This window comes from Alicyclobacillus acidiphilus NBRC 100859 (assembly GCF_001544355.1).
Classification (GTDB): Bacteria; Bacillota; Bacilli; order Alicyclobacillales; family Alicyclobacillaceae; genus Alicyclobacillus; species Alicyclobacillus acidiphilus.
In genome coordinates, this window is sequence record NZ_BCQI01000035.1 from 1 (window position 1) to 15,370 (window position 15,370).

Sequence of the window (15,370 nt, forward strand, 5' to 3'; positions counted from 1 at the left end):
CGGATTCAGGTGCTTCTCTATGTATTTTTAATTGTAGCAGGCATCGTTTCCATCTACCCCATCTACTGGATCTATGTCGCATCTTCCTTGACCGATGGTCAAATTTTTCACTATCCACCTTCGAATCTCTTTCATGGCCACTTCATCAGCAACTTTAAGCAATTGTCAGCATCCATGCCTGTTTTGCGCGACTTGTTCAACAGCGTATTCGTTTCTGGAGTCACGACCATCAGTGTGGTGCTCTTTTCCGCATTGGTGGGTTTCACGTTCGCCAAATACCGCTTTTGGGGCAAGTCGTTTCTGTTTTTTCTCGTCATGTTGACCATCATGATTCCTGTCCAGACGACGCTCATTCCTCTGTTTATTATCGTAACGAAACTGCATTGGGAAAACTCGTATGCCGCCTTAATTGTGCCATTTCTCGTAAATGGCTTTGGGGTATTCTTTATGAGACAGCAGATGCAAGCGTTTCCTGATGAGTTATTGGAGTCTGCGAGAATCGACGGATCCCATGAACTGCGTACGTTTTTTTCCATTGTACTGCCCAATGTGCTGCCTTCGTTGGCTGCGCTCGGGATTTTGACGTTCTTGCAACAGTGGAGCAACTTCCTCTGGCCGCTCATCGTCATCAACGCGAAGCAGATGTTCACTGTGCCATTGATGTTGCAACAGTTGGATCAACCAGGTGACGTCATTCACTACAACATGATCTTTGCGGGCGCCGCTATCGGCCTTGTGCCGTTGATTATTATTTTCATCGCGCTTCAACGGTATTTTATCTCTGGCATGTATAGCGGTTCTCTCAAAGGGTAAAAGTCCACACATTTTAGAGGAGGTCGTTTCTCTTGAAGCAAGTGTCTATCGAAGGTCTTGACCGTGGAGTAACTCAGTTGATCATGGGGTCCGACTATTTTCACCCAGACAGGATGGAGCAAGTCGACGAGATCCTGGAGGCCTACGTCGCAAGCGGCGGGAACACCATTGATACCGCGTTTGTCTATTCGGGAGGCAACAGCGAGAAGGCGATAGGGCTATGGCTGCAGTCGCGAGGCCGCCGTGATCAGGTGAATATTTGGACCAAAGGAGCCCATCACGATGACAAAGGTCCGCGCGTGAACAAAGAAGCCATTGCCAGCGATCTCGAAACCAGTCTCGAGCGTCTGCAAACCGATTATGTCGACTTGTACGCGTTGCATCGGGACGATTCGAACGTCGCCGTCGGCGCGATCGTCGAGTGGCTCAATGAACACGTCGAGGCGGGCCGCATCCGCGCGTTCGGCGGCTCCAACTGGACGACAGAGCGGCTGGAAGAAGCCAACGCGTACGCTCGTGAACACGGCTTGAAAGGATTCGCGTTCAGCAGTCCGAATCTGAGCCTGGCGAAGGCGAAGGAACCGTATTGGCCGGGCTGTGTCTCTGTCGATCACGCCGCGATCCGTTGGCACGAGCAGACTCAGATGCCGCTGTTCTCGTGGTCCTCTCAGGCAAGAGGTTTTTTCACCGGAAGGTACACGCCAGATGACCTGAGCAACCCAGATCTCGTTCGCGTCTTTTACAATGACGACAATTGGGAAAGGTACCGCAGGGCGGAACAGCTTGCCAAAGAGAAAGGGTTGACGACGATTCAAATCGCGTTGGCCTACGTCCTGAATCAGCAGTTTCCAACCGCAGCGATCATCGGCCCTCAAAATCCAGAGGAAATGCGTTCATGTCGGGAGGCCGCAGACGTGTCGTTGACACCCGAAGAAGTGGCATGGTTGGATTTAAGCGCAGACGCCTAAACAGGTTGGTCCACGAGGTTTCATCATCCAATTCATCGATCCCTGTCCGCTTGGCAGGGATCGATGGTTGTGTCAGCCCCCATTACATCCACAACACTTACAGCCACTTATGCGCCCACGCATCGAGCGCGCTCAGTGCATCCCCTAGTTCTTTGCCCTTTTCCGTAAGCGCGTACTCGGTCCGAATCGGCCTGTCCGTGATCACGTTGCGGACGATCACGCCGCAGCTTTCCAACTCCTTCAGGCGTTCATTCAACATTCGGTTGCTCACTTCGGAGATGAATGCTTGAATTTCGCCAAACCGCATCGGACCGTTCGTGAGCGCATGAATGATGGGACCCGTCCATCGTTTTCCGATGATCTCGTATGTGTGCAAAACCTTGTCACACAGCGTCGGATTTGGCTTAACGTTCTCCACGTACTTCACTCTTCCCGAATGATATGGCCTTCTTGACTTCATAATTGTAATAAAGTATCTTTTTGAGTGCAAGTTATCAAAAATAACTTCGGTGAAATTGAAGACGTTCGGGAATGGTCTTGGGGAACGGAAGAAAGGTGATTGCAATGGAGAAATATCGAATCGATCCCGCCAAGGGACTTGAGTTTGGCATCTATACACTCGGCGACCATCTGCCCAATCCGATAACTGGTGAGCGGATTTCGGCCCAGCAACGCATTCACGAAATTATCGAGTACGCCAAGATGGCGGACGAGGCTGGTCTCGATTTCTTCAGCGTCGGTGAAAGCCACCAAAGGTACTTTGCCACACAAGCGCATTCCGTCGTCCTGGCAGCCATTGCCCAAGCGACGAAACGCATCAAAATCGGCAGTTCATCCACGATTATCAGCACGTCCGATCCCGTCCGCGTTTACGAGGATTTCGCGACAATCGACTTGATTTCAAACGGTCGCGCCGAAATCATCGCGGGCCGCGCATCCAGGGTCGGCCTGTTTGATTTGCTGGGCTACGATCTCCGCGACTATGAAGAACTGTATGAAGAAAAGTTCGATCTTCTGCTCAAAATCAATGAGGAGGAAGTTGTCAATTGGTCCGGAAAGTTCCGAGCTCCTTTGAAGAACGCGGAAGTGCTGCCGCGGCCCGTGAACGGATCGCTTCCAATCTGGCGCGCGGTTGGCGGCTCTCCGGCCAGCGCCATCAAGGCGGGGTACGCTGGTGTTCCGATGTTTCTCGCCCACTTGGGCGGTCCAGCCATCGCGTTCAAGCGATCCATTGACGCATACCGCGAGGCAGCGCGCCGCGGAGGGTTCGATCCATCTCAACTGCCCGTTGCCACAGCGGGCTTCTTTTACGCTGCAGAGACGTCTCAGCAGGCCTTGCAGGACATGTATCCGCATATTAACGAAGGAATGAAGAAGACCAATGGTCAGGGATTCCCGAGACATCACTTTGCGCATGGTGTCGATCCCCATGACATCATGAACATCGGCAGTCCGCAGCAGATCATCGAGAAAATTCTCTACCAGCACGAACTCTTCGGGCATCAACGGTACATTGCGCAGATCGACTTTGGCGGTGTGCCATTCGAGCGATTGCAAAAGAACATCGAGATCATCGGGGCTGAGATTTTGCCTGCGATTCGAAAATACACGGCGAAGAAGTGAGGGACAACCCATGAAGATTGTTGGGATATCCGGTTCCAGGGTAGGGTCAAAGACGAGAATTGCGATGGATCACACGTTTACGACGTTGGCTGACAAGTACCCAGACGTCGAACGGGTCTTGATCGATCTGGCGGATTACGATGTCCAGTTCAGTGATGGTCGCAACTATCTCGATTATGAAGGCGATACGAAATATGTCGCCCAAACCATCATGGAAGCGGACGCGCTGCTGATTGGCACACCGATTTTTCAGGCGTCGATACCCGCCACGCTGAAGAATGTCTTCGATCTGCTTCCACAAGACGCATTCATGGACAAAGTGGTCGGCATGCTCGCGACAGCGGGATCGCCAAAGCACTTTCTGGTCTTGGAACAGCAGCTCAAACCAATCTTGTCTTACATGAAAGCCCAAATTGTTCCAACGTACGTGTTTATTGAGGAACAGGATTTTTATCGAAAGCAGATTGTCAATGACGACGTGTTGTATCGGATCGAACGCTTGGTCGAAGACACCTACGTGTTAACAGACGTCTATACCCACATTCGTGAAGCGCGCAACGCGGCGTATGGATTTTAACGCCGGGCGGGCGTTGGGCGTCGTTTCATGTATATGCGATCACGATGAGCTACATCGGTTCAGCGCTTCTCTTGCCGTCGACACTTGGACCCAGCACTTGGTCCCTGACGAAAGGAGATGTTGGTGAGCAGTGAGCGCGCTGAACCGGGATCGTGACGATGCAATTCCGCCGTCCAGCCCGTCCACGGTTTGTGTCACACGCGCAAATGAGGTAACATAATATTGAACCAAACAAACACGCTGAATTCCTTCTCTAGGAAGCGGGGGAACCATTTCTGGGGTGAAACGATTTATCGTGGGGCGCCTTTCAGTCCTAACCCGTCAGCTAACCTCGTAGGCGTATTGAAAGGAGATGCTTCATATGCACAAACCTCTAGAAACACTTTCACAGCTCCTGCCTCCAAGCTCCTGCTCCGTGTTCTAACCAGTTGATTGTCTCTGGCCGTATACCCAAACCTCGACGGATCGACAAGCTGCTGTGATGCAGGTCTGTTCAGATTCGCCCGTGTACACAACCGAATCGTTCACACATGTAAGCCCGATCAGATTGACTCGACGTGCAGCGTTGCTTTTATCACGATCCCTTTCTTTTGGATCATTTTGTATTTTCGAGTGAACGTCGAGCCCTTATTTAGGTATGCCTAGCTTGTCTATGAAGAATTTCGCTAGGCGAAATGAAAGGAGTAACAAATGGCGGAGAGAACGAAAAACTTGGTTGAAGACGCGAAGTTTAGCCCGTTTCACATGAAATTGACGATTTATTCGTCGGGAGGACCGTTTCTCGACGGCTACATCTTGAGTATCATCGCCATCGCGCTGACACAGATCACGCCTCAGTTGCATTTGAACGCGACGTGGAGCGGATTGGTCGGTGCGTCTGCGTTGATGGGCATATTCATTGGCGGATTCTTCGGATATGTTACTGATAAATTTGGCAGGCAACTGATGTACACCATCGATTTCATTCTCTTGATTGTTGCCTCCATACTGCAGTTTTGGATTCAGACCGGTTGGGAATTGTTTATCATTCGACTGATTTTGGGTATCTCCATTGGTGCGGATTACCCAATTGCAACATCACTCTTGACAGAGTTTTCACCCAAAAAACATCGCGGCACCATGCTTGGTGTCACGCTTATCGCATACTATGTGGGATCGACGGTGGCCTATATCGTGGGTCAGCTCATGTTGGCGATTGGACCGGACGCTTGGCGTTGGATGCTGGCAAGCAGTGCTGTCCCGGCTGTGATCCTTGTGCTCTTGAGAATGGGAACACCTGAATCCCCGCGTTGGTTGTTGCAGAAGGGCAGAAGAGACGAGGCTGAAGAAGTCCTGAAGGAAGTTTACGGACCGGAGGCGTCGTTACAAGACATCGTGGTCTCCGGCGGGCCGAAAAGGACCAGCTACCTCAAGTTGTTTTCGCGTGGTTACTTAAAGCGGACGCTGTATGTCGGGCTGTTTTACATGGCTGCTGTCGCACCCCTGTTTGCCATGTTGACGTTCGGACCGGAAATGCTGACCGCCTATCACCTGTTTGACGGAGCGAGCGGTTACGGTGCGGCCATCATCAGCGCTTTGTTCCTCATCGGCTGTATCCCGGCGCTGTTCTTGGTGAACAAATTGGGCCGACGCATGATGATTATTGTCTCGTTTGCAGGAATGACTGTCGGTATTCTCTTACTGGGGATTTTCCCGCACGCTCCGATTGGCGTGATCTTGCTCGGATTTGTCGTGTACGCCATTTTCTCTGGCGGCCCCAATGTGATGGAGTGGTTGGCTCCGAATGAACTGTTTCCTACAGAAGTTCGCGGAACCGCTGTTGGAATCACAACGTGTATCAGTCGCTTTGGCGCGGTGCTTGGCACCTACCTGTTTCCGTGGGGCATGCAGAGCTTTGGAATTGGTGCCACGATGCTGGTTGGAGCCGCAGTCACCTTTGGCGGACTGATCGTTTGTATAGCGCTCGCACCGGAAACGACCAACAAGTCCCTCAATGCTGCGAGCAGTGTGAAATCGAAATCGCATGCGAGAGAAGGAGCTTCCGGGAAGAACTGGGTGCATTCCTAAACGCAGTACGTACACGCCAGTTGGGCAGAACTTTATATTTTCTATATGTCATCAGCGCAAGGCTGCCTCGCACGGGGGCAGCCTTGTTCTTTCGATCCCGTGGCATCCAGTCTTCATGAGATGGTTTCATGTGCACGGAAGAAAATCTCACTCGATATGCAGCGTATCGTACGTTCACGTACATTCTCTCACTTGCCATTTTGAATTTTCAGCATATAATACAGTTTATAATTTATTCGGCGAAAGAATTAAATAAACTCATCTGCGATGAAGTGCGTAGAGGACGATTAGAGCAATACGAATGGGGTATTTTCTGTTCTCATTTTACCTGCAAGGAAGGTCGTTTGCGATGAATTTTGATGCCTTATATTATCCCTATCCGTCGAGAAGAATGACGGTGTTTGGCCGTAAGGGAATGGTCGCTGCGACACAGCCATTGGCGGCCCAGGTTGGATTGGACATCTTGAAACAGGGGGGCAACGCCGTCGACGCAGCCATAGCGACCGCGGCGTGTTTGACGGTCGTTGAGCCAAACTCGAATAGTATTGGCGGGGACACGTTCGCGATCGTTTGGATGAACAAAGAGATGCACGGACTGAATGCGAGCGGACCGAGTCCACAATCCATTTCTATTGAAGCTGTTCAGGAGGCTGGATTTCAGAGCATTCCCGCCCACGGCATGATCCCTGTGACTGTACCTGGAACGCCTGCCGCTTGGGCCGCTCTGTCGGAGCGGTTTGGACGCTTGCCTCTGACGACGGTGCTACGGCCAGCAATTGATTACGCAGAATACGGTTATCCCGTATCGCCTACTATCAGCAGATACTGGGAGGATGCGACCAGACAATTTCAGTCGATGGGATCATCCGAGTTCGAACCTTGGTTGAACACGTTTGCCCCGAATGGCCGAGCACCAAGGGCTGGTGAGATGTGGAGGTCGAAGGCGCACGCCAACACTCTCGCATCGATTGCCGAGACAAACTCTGAATCATTTTATCGGGGGCATTTGGCGGATCAGATAGATGCCCACTTTCGGAAATATGGTGGATTTCTCCGCAAAGAAGATCTGATGTCGTACACCCCGGAGTGGGTAGAGCCCGTCCATATTCATTACAAGGGATACGAGGTTTGGGAGATCCCGCCGAACGGGCAGGGTCTGATCGTGTTGATGGCCTTGAACATCCTCAAAGATATGGACATCGGCTCGAAGGACGAGGTCGATACCTATCACAAGCAAATTGAAGCTGTAAAGTTGGCTTTTGTAGATGGTCTGCGATACATCACCGATCCCGCACGCATGTCTGTAACGGTGGATCAATTACTGTCGAGCGACTATGCAAAGACGAGAAGGGAATCCATTTCCGAGACCGCGTTGTATCCCGAAGCCGGTGAACCTTCCCCTGGCGACACAGTCTATCTGGCGACAGCGGACGCGGATGGCAATATGGTTTCGCTTATTCAGAGTCACGCCGGGGATTTTGGTGCTGGAATCGTGATTCCGGAAACCGGAATCTGCATGCAAAACCGGGGCAGCGGGTTTTCGCTGGATCCGCATCATGCGAACGCGTTGGCTCCAGGAAAGAAGACGTATCACACGATTATTCCAGGATTCCTGACGAAAGATGGGCAGGCCATAGGGCCATTTGGTGTCATGTGCGGCATGATTCAGCCTCAAGCGCATGTTCAGGTCGTGATGAATCTCATCGATTTTATGTTGAATCCTCAAACGGCCTTGGATGCGCCCAGATGGCGATGGATAAAAGAAAGGATCATCGAGGTCGAGCCAGGATTTCCGGATCACATTGCGCAAGCATTGGCAAGAAGAGGTCACATCGTTCAACGCGCACTTGACTCAGGAATGTTCGGGAGGGGACAAATCATTCTTCGCGATCCCGACACCGGTGTCTTGATAGGTGGCACCGAGCCTCGTGCGGACAGCGAAATCGCGGTGTGGTGATCTGGTCCAATCGCCTCATAGTTGAACCAGTCTGAATCACCAAAAACGAGATCACGGAAATCAACCATAGGGAAAGCCACTGCTGTGATTGTGTGAATTTATATGACATACCCGAATCGGAACTCTTAACTGTAATCGGTTTCAACTATACTTAAAATGGAAATATACAAAAGATATTCATATTATCGAGATAGATTGTTGACAGGGTTGAACTTGGAAAGTAGTATTCTTCACATGGAATTAATTTTTCGAAAAAAATAATAATGCAGGAAGGGAGTGATGGGTTCTTCTGCACGCCGTGATCGTTGCCCGTTGTTGTACCAAGAGACACACATAACTCGAACACACGTCCTTGCGAAGCAAATACGCAATGGCAATGCAAAAGAGGGGGAACGTATAAAATGAAAAGGAATTGGGCCCGTTTGGCGTTATTGTCGTCTGTTGTCACTGTCGCGACTGGCGTTTTCAGTGTCTCTCAGGCATACGCGGCCAGTAATCCACCGTTGACGATCGACGCTCAAACGACCTCAAGTTGGAGCGATAATTTTAATCCATTCGTGATTGGCAACGTGCAAATGCCGAATGGCTACATTTACGAAAGTCTATTTTATTTCAGCACAACTGGGCCTCAGTACAATATGCTTGGCACGAAGATGGCCTGGAGCAACGCCAACAAGACGTTGACCGTGACAGTGCGCAGCGGTGTCAAGTGGAATGATGGTCAACCGTTTACCGCAAAGGATGTCGCTTTCACCTACAATCTGCTGAAGAAGTACCCGGATCTTGATAGTAATCTGATTTGGCAATCTCTTTCCTCTGTCAAGGCTATCGGGAATACGAAGGTGCAGTTCCAATTCAAAACTCAGAATGTACCGTTTGCTCAAACGATATTGAGTCAAGTTCCCATCGTTCCGCAGCACATTTGGAGCCAAGTCAAAGGAGATCCTTCCAAGTGGGCAGATCCCAAACCAGTTGGCACTGGCCCGTTTGTACTTGGCACTTTCACACCTCAGAATTATACGTTAAAAGCGAACCCGCATTACTGGGGCGGCAATCCGCCTGTTCCGGAATTGATTTTTCCTGCTTTGAGCGGCAACGACAGCGCTGATCTCGAATTGACGAGCGGAAAACTAGGTTGGGCGACACTTTTCATCCAGAATGTCGACAAAACGTATATTAAGGCTGATCCCAAAGACAATCACTACTTCTTCCCTGCGGTTGCCGATTTGAGTATTTTTCCGAATCTGAAGAATCCGATTCTTAAGAACCTCGTCGTTCGTGAGGCCATTAGTGACGCCATCAACCGTCCTCAGCTCGACAACATCGGCGAATATGGATATGAGCCGCCTTCAAATCCGACAGGACTCATTCTGCCGAACCAAAAGCAATGGTTGAAACCTGGTCTGAACACGAAATTCACGTACAGTGTGAGCGCTGCGAACGCTCTGTTGGACAAGGCCGGATACAAGATGGGATCGGATGGGGTACGCGTTTCTCCAACCGGTCAGAAACTTGAGTTCAACCTGATTGCGCCAAACGGCTGGACGGACTGGAATGAGGATGAATCGCTGATTGCGCAGGATCTGAAGCAGATTGGTATCCAAATTAACGTTCAAGAGCCTCAACAAGCGGATTGGACCAATGACTTGGTAACGCACAAGTTCGATTTGGCATTGGAGTCCTCTTCCTACACGCAAGTGGGTAGCACACCATTCCAAGGGCTTAAGAGCTACTTCTATCCAGGAGCGAGTGCCAACTACGAGCAGTACAACGATCCCGCGACAACCAAAGCTCTGGATACATTCCAGCACACCACGAATTTGACTCAACAAAAGCAGGCCATGTATACCGTGGAGACGCAATTTGAAAAGAATCTTCCGGTCATTCCGCTGCTCTACGCCGTAAACTACGACGAATATTCTACGGCCAACTACACCAATTGGCCGAACGCATCAAATAACTACGTAGATTCTTCACCTGCTATCAGCTTTGCGGACGCTATTGTTGTGATGCACCTGAAACCTTCTAAGTAACAAGCAATTTGACTCAGGAGGGCTTTGGCCCTCCTGACATCAAACAGAAGGAAGGACTGCGATGTACTACGTCAAGAAGCTTGCGAATTTTATTGTACTCGTATGGGTAGCCATCACCTTGAACTTTCTAATGCCGCATCTCATGCCGGGCAATCCGATGGAAGCATTGGTGGCCAAGTCCAAGGGACTCATTAGTCCGACCGCAATGAAAGCGTTGGAACTTCAATTTGGAATCAACAACAAACCCCTTTGGCAGAAATATTTCGATTATCTGAATCAGTTGATCCATGGCAATCTCGGCGTTTCTATCGCGAACTATCCGGTAAGCGTAAAGACGATTATTGCCGAATCGCTGCCTTGGACCCTTGTATTGGTTGGTGTCACAACGATTCTTGCATTCATGATCGGTACGCTGATTGGAATGGTATCGGCATGGCGGCGCAACAAGTTATTTGATTCCATCATGGGACCACTTTGGATGTTCCTTGGTTCTGTACCTCCGTTTTGGCTGGCGCTCTTGCTGTTGTATTACTTTGCCGTTCAATGGGGATGGTTTCCACAGATTCACGCGTACAACGTCGGTGATTCCCCCTCATGGACGTTTAAGTTCATCGGTGACGCCATCGATCACGCCGTTCTCCCAGCGTTGTCCCTTCTTATCACAGGTATCGGCAGTTGGATGCTTGCCATGCGCAACAACATGATACAGGTGGTGAAAGACGACTACGTGTCCTTTGCGACCGCGCGAGGTCTTCCGACTCGGAAAGTCATGATGACGTACGCGGCTCGCAACGCCATTCTGCCCAATGTGACGCAATTTGCCATCACGCTGGGTTGGGCGGTAGGGGGGCAAATTCTCATTGAACAAATCTTCTCTTACCCCGGAATCGGATATCAATTGGCACAGGCGGTGACAAGTCAGGACTATCCGCTCATGCAGGGCATTTTTCTCATCATTTCCGTCGTCATGCTGGCTGCCAATTTTATTGTGGATATGCTTTACGTTCGTTTGGATCCTCGCGCGCGTGCAGAAGGGGTGGGCGTATGAGCCAACAGCCGGTGATAGCTGCCGAAGCCGCGTCAGACAGGAAGGGAAACGTCGCTCCGCCAAAGCCGGATCGATTTCAAACCGTAAAGCTGCTCCTGAGGGAGCCAAAAGCGGTCGTTGGGTTTGCGATTTTTGGATTTTTTCTCGCCATAGCCATCTTTGCTCCTTTGTTAGTGACCCACGATCCCACCCAACAGGGGATCGGGATGCCCGGCCAGCCTCCGAGTAAAACCTACTGGTTTGGGACGAACGGTTTTGGATCTGACGTGTACAGTCAATGGGTCTACGGAACTCGAACCAGTATGTCCATCGCGCTGCAGGTCGGTGTCATTGGCACCGTCATCTCTGTCATCTTTGGCATCTATGGTGGTTACAAAGGTGGCAAAGTGGATGCCGTCTTGAATTGGATCACGCAGGTGATGCTCGTACTGCCGAGCTACCCGCTCATTATTATGATTTCCTCCTACGTCCCCAACGCTGGCGCGCAGATGATTGTCTGGGTCCTTGGGTTGACCAGTTGGCCGGCAGCCGCCCGGATGAAACGATCACAGGCGATGACGTACCGGTCACGCGACTTCGTCTTGGCCGCGAAGTTAGGCGGGCTTTCAGACTTTCGGATCATGGCGACAGAGATCTTTCCGAATATGTTGTCTCTCGTCTTTAACACGTTTATCTCCATGACCTCATGGGGCATTTTCGGCGAGGCGTTTCTGCGCTTCTTGGGCATCGGCAGCACGCTTACGCCAAGTTGGGGCAACATGCTCAACGGCGCGCAAAATGGACAAGCCTTGCTTCAGGGCATGTGGTGGTGGTTTATTCCGCCCGGTTTGTCGATCACGCTCGTCATTCTCAGCCTGACCCTCATCAACTATGGGCTGGACGCAGTCAGCAATCCGCGGTTGCAGCCGCCGCCAAAACTGCCGAAAGCGTTGCGCAGCCAACTGCGCGAATCGGGTGGACAGGAGGGACTGGCATGAATGGGAAACCTGTTCTCGAAGTGGAGAATCTGTCTGTCTGTTATGCCACCCGCAGGGGATTGGCGACAGCGGTGGATCGAGTCAGTTTTACCATATACGAAAACGAGGTCGTTGGACTTGTCGGGGAATCCGGATGCGGCAAGTCGACCATGGCGAATGCCATCATGCGTCTTCTCGGCGATGGCGCATACGTGACGGGCGGTTCCATTCGCGTCATGGGCCAAGACGTGTACAGGCTCAAAGGGGATGCGTTGCGACAGTTTCGCTGGACGCAAATGGCGATGGTGTTTCAAGGGGCGATGAACGTTCTCAATCCCGTTAAAACAGTCGAAAGCCAAATTGTCGACACACTGTTGGCGCACCGCCCCGGTATGAGCAAGCAACAGGCGCGGGCGCGGGCCGAAGAGCTGTTTCGGTTGGTGCGAATCGATCCGAAGCGGCTGCAGAGCTTTCCCCACGAATTGTCGGGCGGTATGCGTCAGAGGGTGGTCATCGCCATAGCCGTCGCGCTAGAGCCGAAGTTCATTATCATGGACGAGCCGACGACGGCGCTCGACGTGATCGTACAAAAGTCGATTTTGGAGCAAATCATGGAACTGCGCGATCGACTCGGTTTTTCCATACTCTTCATCAGTCACGACTTCAATTTGGTGCAGGAGATATCCAATCGCGTAGGTGTCATGTACGCTGGAAGACTTGTGGAAATGTCCAAGTCGGCTTCTGACCTAGCGTTGACTCCCCGTCATCCATATACACAGGGACTCATTCGAGCGATTCCGAAATTGACCTCGGATGACGAAGACATTCAAGGGATTCCTGGATCGCCCCCAAGCGCTAGCAACAGGCCATCTGGATGCGCCTTTCATCCGCGCTGCCCATACGCGAAACCGATATGCCGCACTGTGGAACCGGGCATGACGACTGTGGCGGGAAATCTTATCGAATGCCATTTGAGTGAAGACGAATTGAGGAGTATGACCTATGCCGAGCGATAAGCCCTCCCTCAAAGTCGATGATTTGGTCGTCCGTTTTCCCATCCGTCAACGAGGAGAGCAGCGTTATATCACACCCGTGGATCACGTGAGTTTCGAGATTAAGCCGGGAGAAGTGCTCTCGCTGGTCGGCGAGTCCGGCAGCGGGAAGTCCACCTTGGGTAGAGCGCTTGTCCGACTCATTGAGCCCAGCAAGGGCAGCATTTGCATTGGAAACAACGACGTAACCCACATCCGAAGGTCCACGGAGTTGCGCGGACTGCGCAAGAATATTCAGATGGTCTTCCAGGATCCGTTTGCCTCGTTGAACCCGGTGCGAACGATTGGCCAGCACTTAAAAATATTGGTTCGCAAACATCAAGGACTGCGCGGACGCCAACTGGAGCAGCGGGTGATTCAACTCCTGGACACGGTTGGCCTGTACCCTGGCCAGGAGGTGATGGTGAAGTATCCGCACGAGATGTCCGGCGGACAGCGCCAGCGCGTTGCCATCGCCAGGGCGCTGACCGTGAATCCAAGCTTTCTTGTCGCCGACGAACCCATCTCGATGTTGGACGTCTCTATTCGGGCCGATATTCTGAAATTATTGAAGCGGCTCAAATCAGATTTCGACCTGGGTTATCTGTACATCACGCACGATCTCGCATCAGCCAAGTATTTCGGAGATAAGATCATGGTGATGTATGGAGGTCAAGTGATGGAAACCGGCACGTCGAAAGAGATCGTCGATAACGCTGTTCACCCCTACACAAGGCTGCTGCTCGCGTCGACAGCCGGAAGTCCACGAAGAGAGCGCGTCGGGGAGACAAGTCTGGAAGCGCCCGATCTGTTCGAGGGACGCCGCGGTTGCCCATTCGCCCATCGCTGTCCGTTCGTCAGCGATGTCTGTCGCACAGAGAAACCTCCGCTCGTGGAACAAGTTCATGGTCATGCTGTCGCGTGTCACCATCCGGTGTTGGGGGGCGGCAACCGACGTCATGACGAAGAGTGATCGATGGAAGGAGATGGGGACAATAGCCTCTCGGGACACCACGATTGTTGTTGGAGGCGGTATGATCGGCTGTTCCGTCGCTTTTGAGTTGCTGAAGGCTGGCAAGCAAGTGACGCTCGTTGAGCGCGGGACCCTCTTTTCGGAGGCTTCGAGCGCTTCGGCTGGGATGCTGTGTCCCCAGGCGGAAATGCTGGCCGCGAAAACGGAAACGATACGGAATTTCTACCGCGTAAGCGGTCGTATCCATCGGGAATGGACGAGATCGGTAGAAGAAGTAAGCGGTCGGCCAGTGGATTATCGTCAGGACGGGATGATACGCGTTTTTCTCGATCACGACCTTGCCGACTCACAATTTCAGTCCATTGAGGACGCGCACCTTCTATCGGAACTTACAAAATTAAGTCCTGACGAAGTGCGGAGCTTGGAACCTAGTATCACCGAAGAAACTGTAGGTGGGATTCTGTTTTCCGGAGACGGCCAATTGCATCCACTGCGATTGGCCATCTCTCTAAAATCTGCGCTCGCGCGGCTCGGTTGCAGGATACTTGAACATACCGTCGCCCATGAATTGTTACATTCGGGCCATGACGTGATCGGCGTGCGAACGAGCGAAGGAGATCTCTTTGCAGACACGACGGTTGTGGCCGGAGGCGCTTGGAGTTCCGCCCTCTTGAAAACGCTGGAGCTGGATGTGCCCGTCGTCCCGGTCAAGGGACAGATGTATGCGGTGAGGTCTTCAAACGTCAAACTGACTCACGTCATCCAAGGTTTCGGCACCGTCGTGCTTCCGAGACTCGATGGGAGTTTCACGGTCGGCGTGACACACGAGATGGCGGGATATGACAAACGCGTCACGGTGGCGGCCATCGCCGATGTCCACAAGCAGCTTTGCCGCGGCATTCCAGAGATGAAGCACGCAGAGTTCGCCGCTTCCTGGGCCGGACTGCGACCCGGCACGCCGGACGGACTTCCGTACATCGGGCACGTGGATGGATGGGATGGCTTGATTGCCGCCGCGGGTCATTATACCACGGGTATTCTGCTGGGGCCGATTACGGGCGTCGCCGTCCGGCAATTGGTTTTAGGAGAGGAACCGCTGGTGCCACTTGACGAGTTCCGGCCCCTTCGTGCCATGCAAATGGCTTAGAGCGACAAGTAATTGAAAGGGTTTCAGAAGAGAAGGTCGACAGAGCCAGTGGTCTACGACGATTCAGGTCCCACAATGTATGGAATGGTACTGCGGGATCTTCAGTGCCCTATCCCCGTGAATCCCAACATTCGCGGCGGAATCGGGTGGCACGAGTACCTACCTGAATGGACACTC

At 52.0% G+C, this 15,370-nt stretch carries 13 protein-coding genes and 1 riboswitch; of the genes, 12 read left to right on the plus strand and 1 reads right to left on the minus strand.

What is annotated here, in order from left to right:
- The first annotated feature begins 3 nt into the window (after positions 1-3).
- Positions 4-813, plus strand: a complete 810-nt coding sequence (locus AAC01S_RS12210; RefSeq protein WP_067622708.1) for a carbohydrate ABC transporter permease — start codon at positions 4-6, stop codon at positions 811-813.
- A 32-nt stretch (positions 814-845) separates the two neighbouring features.
- Positions 846-1,781 (plus strand): aldo/keto reductase, encoded by a 936-nt coding sequence (locus AAC01S_RS12215; RefSeq protein WP_067622655.1) that lies wholly within the window; start codon positions 846-848, stop codon positions 1,779-1,781.
- A 97-nt stretch (positions 1,782-1,878) separates the two neighbouring features.
- Here the strand turns inward: AAC01S_RS12215 and AAC01S_RS12220 are convergent, their stop codons facing one another.
- The gene (locus AAC01S_RS12220) at positions 1,879-2,199 is read right to left on the minus strand and encodes a winged helix-turn-helix transcriptional regulator (protein ID WP_067622658.1); all 321 of its coding nucleotides are present in this window, start codon (positions 2,197-2,199) and stop codon (positions 1,879-1,881) included.
- A 146-nt stretch (positions 2,200-2,345) separates the two neighbouring features.
- On the opposite strand from AAC01S_RS12220, the gene AAC01S_RS12225 reads away from it, so the two are divergent.
- The 10 genes from AAC01S_RS12225 to thiO all read left to right on the plus strand — a co-directional run bounded on the left by AAC01S_RS12225 (position 2,346) and on the right by thiO (position 15,193).
- Positions 2,346-3,404, plus strand: a complete 1,059-nt coding sequence (locus AAC01S_RS12225) for an LLM class flavin-dependent oxidoreductase (RefSeq protein ID WP_067622710.1) — start codon at positions 2,346-2,348, stop codon at positions 3,402-3,404.
- Positions 3,405-3,414: 10 nt separating this feature from the next.
- Positions 3,415-3,981, plus strand: coding sequence for an NADPH-dependent FMN reductase (locus AAC01S_RS12230; RefSeq protein ID WP_067622661.1), 567 nt, complete (start codon positions 3,415-3,417; stop codon positions 3,979-3,981).
- A gap of 228 nt (positions 3,982-4,209) precedes the next feature.
- A riboswitch (cyclic di-AMP (ydaO/yuaA leader) is annotated at positions 4,210-4,335 on the plus strand.
- Between the two features lie 336 nt (positions 4,336-4,671).
- Complete coding sequence (locus AAC01S_RS12235; RefSeq protein ID WP_067622663.1) at positions 4,672-6,048, plus strand: MFS transporter; 1,377 nt, start codon at positions 4,672-4,674, stop codon at positions 6,046-6,048.
- A gap of 349 nt (positions 6,049-6,397) precedes the next feature.
- Positions 6,398-8,005 (plus strand): gamma-glutamyltransferase family protein, encoded by a 1,608-nt coding sequence (locus AAC01S_RS12240; protein WP_067622713.1) that lies wholly within the window; start codon positions 6,398-6,400, stop codon positions 8,003-8,005.
- 401 nt (positions 8,006-8,406) lie between these two features.
- A complete protein-coding gene (locus tag AAC01S_RS12245; RefSeq protein WP_067622674.1) occupies positions 8,407-10,038 on the plus strand; it encodes an ABC transporter substrate-binding protein in 1,632 nt (543 codons plus the stop codon).
- 61 nt (positions 10,039-10,099) lie between these two features.
- Positions 10,100-11,086 (plus strand): ABC transporter permease, encoded by a 987-nt coding sequence (locus tag AAC01S_RS12250; protein WP_067622677.1) that lies wholly within the window; start codon positions 10,100-10,102, stop codon positions 11,084-11,086.
- A complete protein-coding gene (locus AAC01S_RS12255; protein ID WP_067622680.1) occupies positions 11,083-12,063 on the plus strand; it encodes an ABC transporter permease in 981 nt (326 codons plus the stop codon). Before AAC01S_RS12250 ends, AAC01S_RS12255 begins: the two co-directional genes overlap by 4 nt.
- Positions 12,060-13,058 carry an ABC transporter ATP-binding protein gene (locus tag AAC01S_RS12260; RefSeq protein ID WP_067622682.1) on the plus strand — a complete coding sequence of 333 codons (999 nt, stop codon included), beginning with the start codon at positions 12,060-12,062 and terminating at the stop codon, positions 13,056-13,058. The genes AAC01S_RS12255 and AAC01S_RS12260 overlap by 4 nt, the downstream gene beginning before the upstream one ends.
- Positions 13,045-14,046 carry an ABC transporter ATP-binding protein gene (locus AAC01S_RS12265; RefSeq protein WP_067622684.1) on the plus strand — a complete coding sequence of 334 codons (1,002 nt, stop codon included), beginning with the start codon at positions 13,045-13,047 and terminating at the stop codon, positions 14,044-14,046. Before AAC01S_RS12260 ends, AAC01S_RS12265 begins: the two co-directional genes overlap by 14 nt.
- Positions 14,033-15,193, plus strand: coding sequence for a glycine oxidase ThiO (gene thiO / locus AAC01S_RS12270; RefSeq protein WP_169794043.1), 1,161 nt, complete (start codon positions 14,033-14,035; stop codon positions 15,191-15,193). Before AAC01S_RS12265 ends, thiO begins: the two co-directional genes overlap by 14 nt.
- The last annotated feature ends 177 nt before the right edge of the window (positions 15,194-15,370 follow it).

Excerpts from the sequence above, each read along its gene's own strand:
- AAC01S_RS12240 (WP_067622713.1), top strand. The coding sequence starts at position 6,398 with ATGAATTTTGATGCCTTATATTATCCCTATCCGTCGAGAAGAATGACG.
- AAC01S_RS12265 (WP_067622684.1), top strand. The coding sequence starts at position 13,045 with ATGCCGAGCGATAAGCCCTCCCTCAAAGTCGATGATTTGGTCGTCCGT.
- AAC01S_RS12235 (WP_067622663.1), top strand. The coding sequence starts at position 4,672 with ATGGCGGAGAGAACGAAAAACTTGGTTGAAGACGCGAAGTTTAGCCCG.
- AAC01S_RS12245 (WP_067622674.1), top strand. The coding sequence starts at position 8,407 with ATGAAAAGGAATTGGGCCCGTTTGGCGTTATTGTCGTCTGTTGTCACT.
- AAC01S_RS12260 (WP_067622682.1), top strand. The coding sequence starts at position 12,060 with ATGAATGGGAAACCTGTTCTCGAAGTGGAGAATCTGTCTGTCTGTTAT.
- AAC01S_RS12230 (WP_067622661.1), top strand. The coding sequence starts at position 3,415 with ATGAAGATTGTTGGGATATCCGGTTCCAGGGTAGGGTCAAAGACGAGA.
- AAC01S_RS12255 (WP_067622680.1), top strand. The coding sequence starts at position 11,083 with ATGAGCCAACAGCCGGTGATAGCTGCCGAAGCCGCGTCAGACAGGAAG.
- AAC01S_RS12225 (WP_067622710.1), top strand. The coding sequence starts at position 2,346 with ATGGAGAAATATCGAATCGATCCCGCCAAGGGACTTGAGTTTGGCATC.
- thiO (WP_169794043.1), top strand. The coding sequence starts at position 14,033 with ATGACGAAGAGTGATCGATGGAAGGAGATGGGGACAATAGCCTCTCGG.
- AAC01S_RS12250 (WP_067622677.1), top strand. The coding sequence starts at position 10,100 with ATGTACTACGTCAAGAAGCTTGCGAATTTTATTGTACTCGTATGGGTA.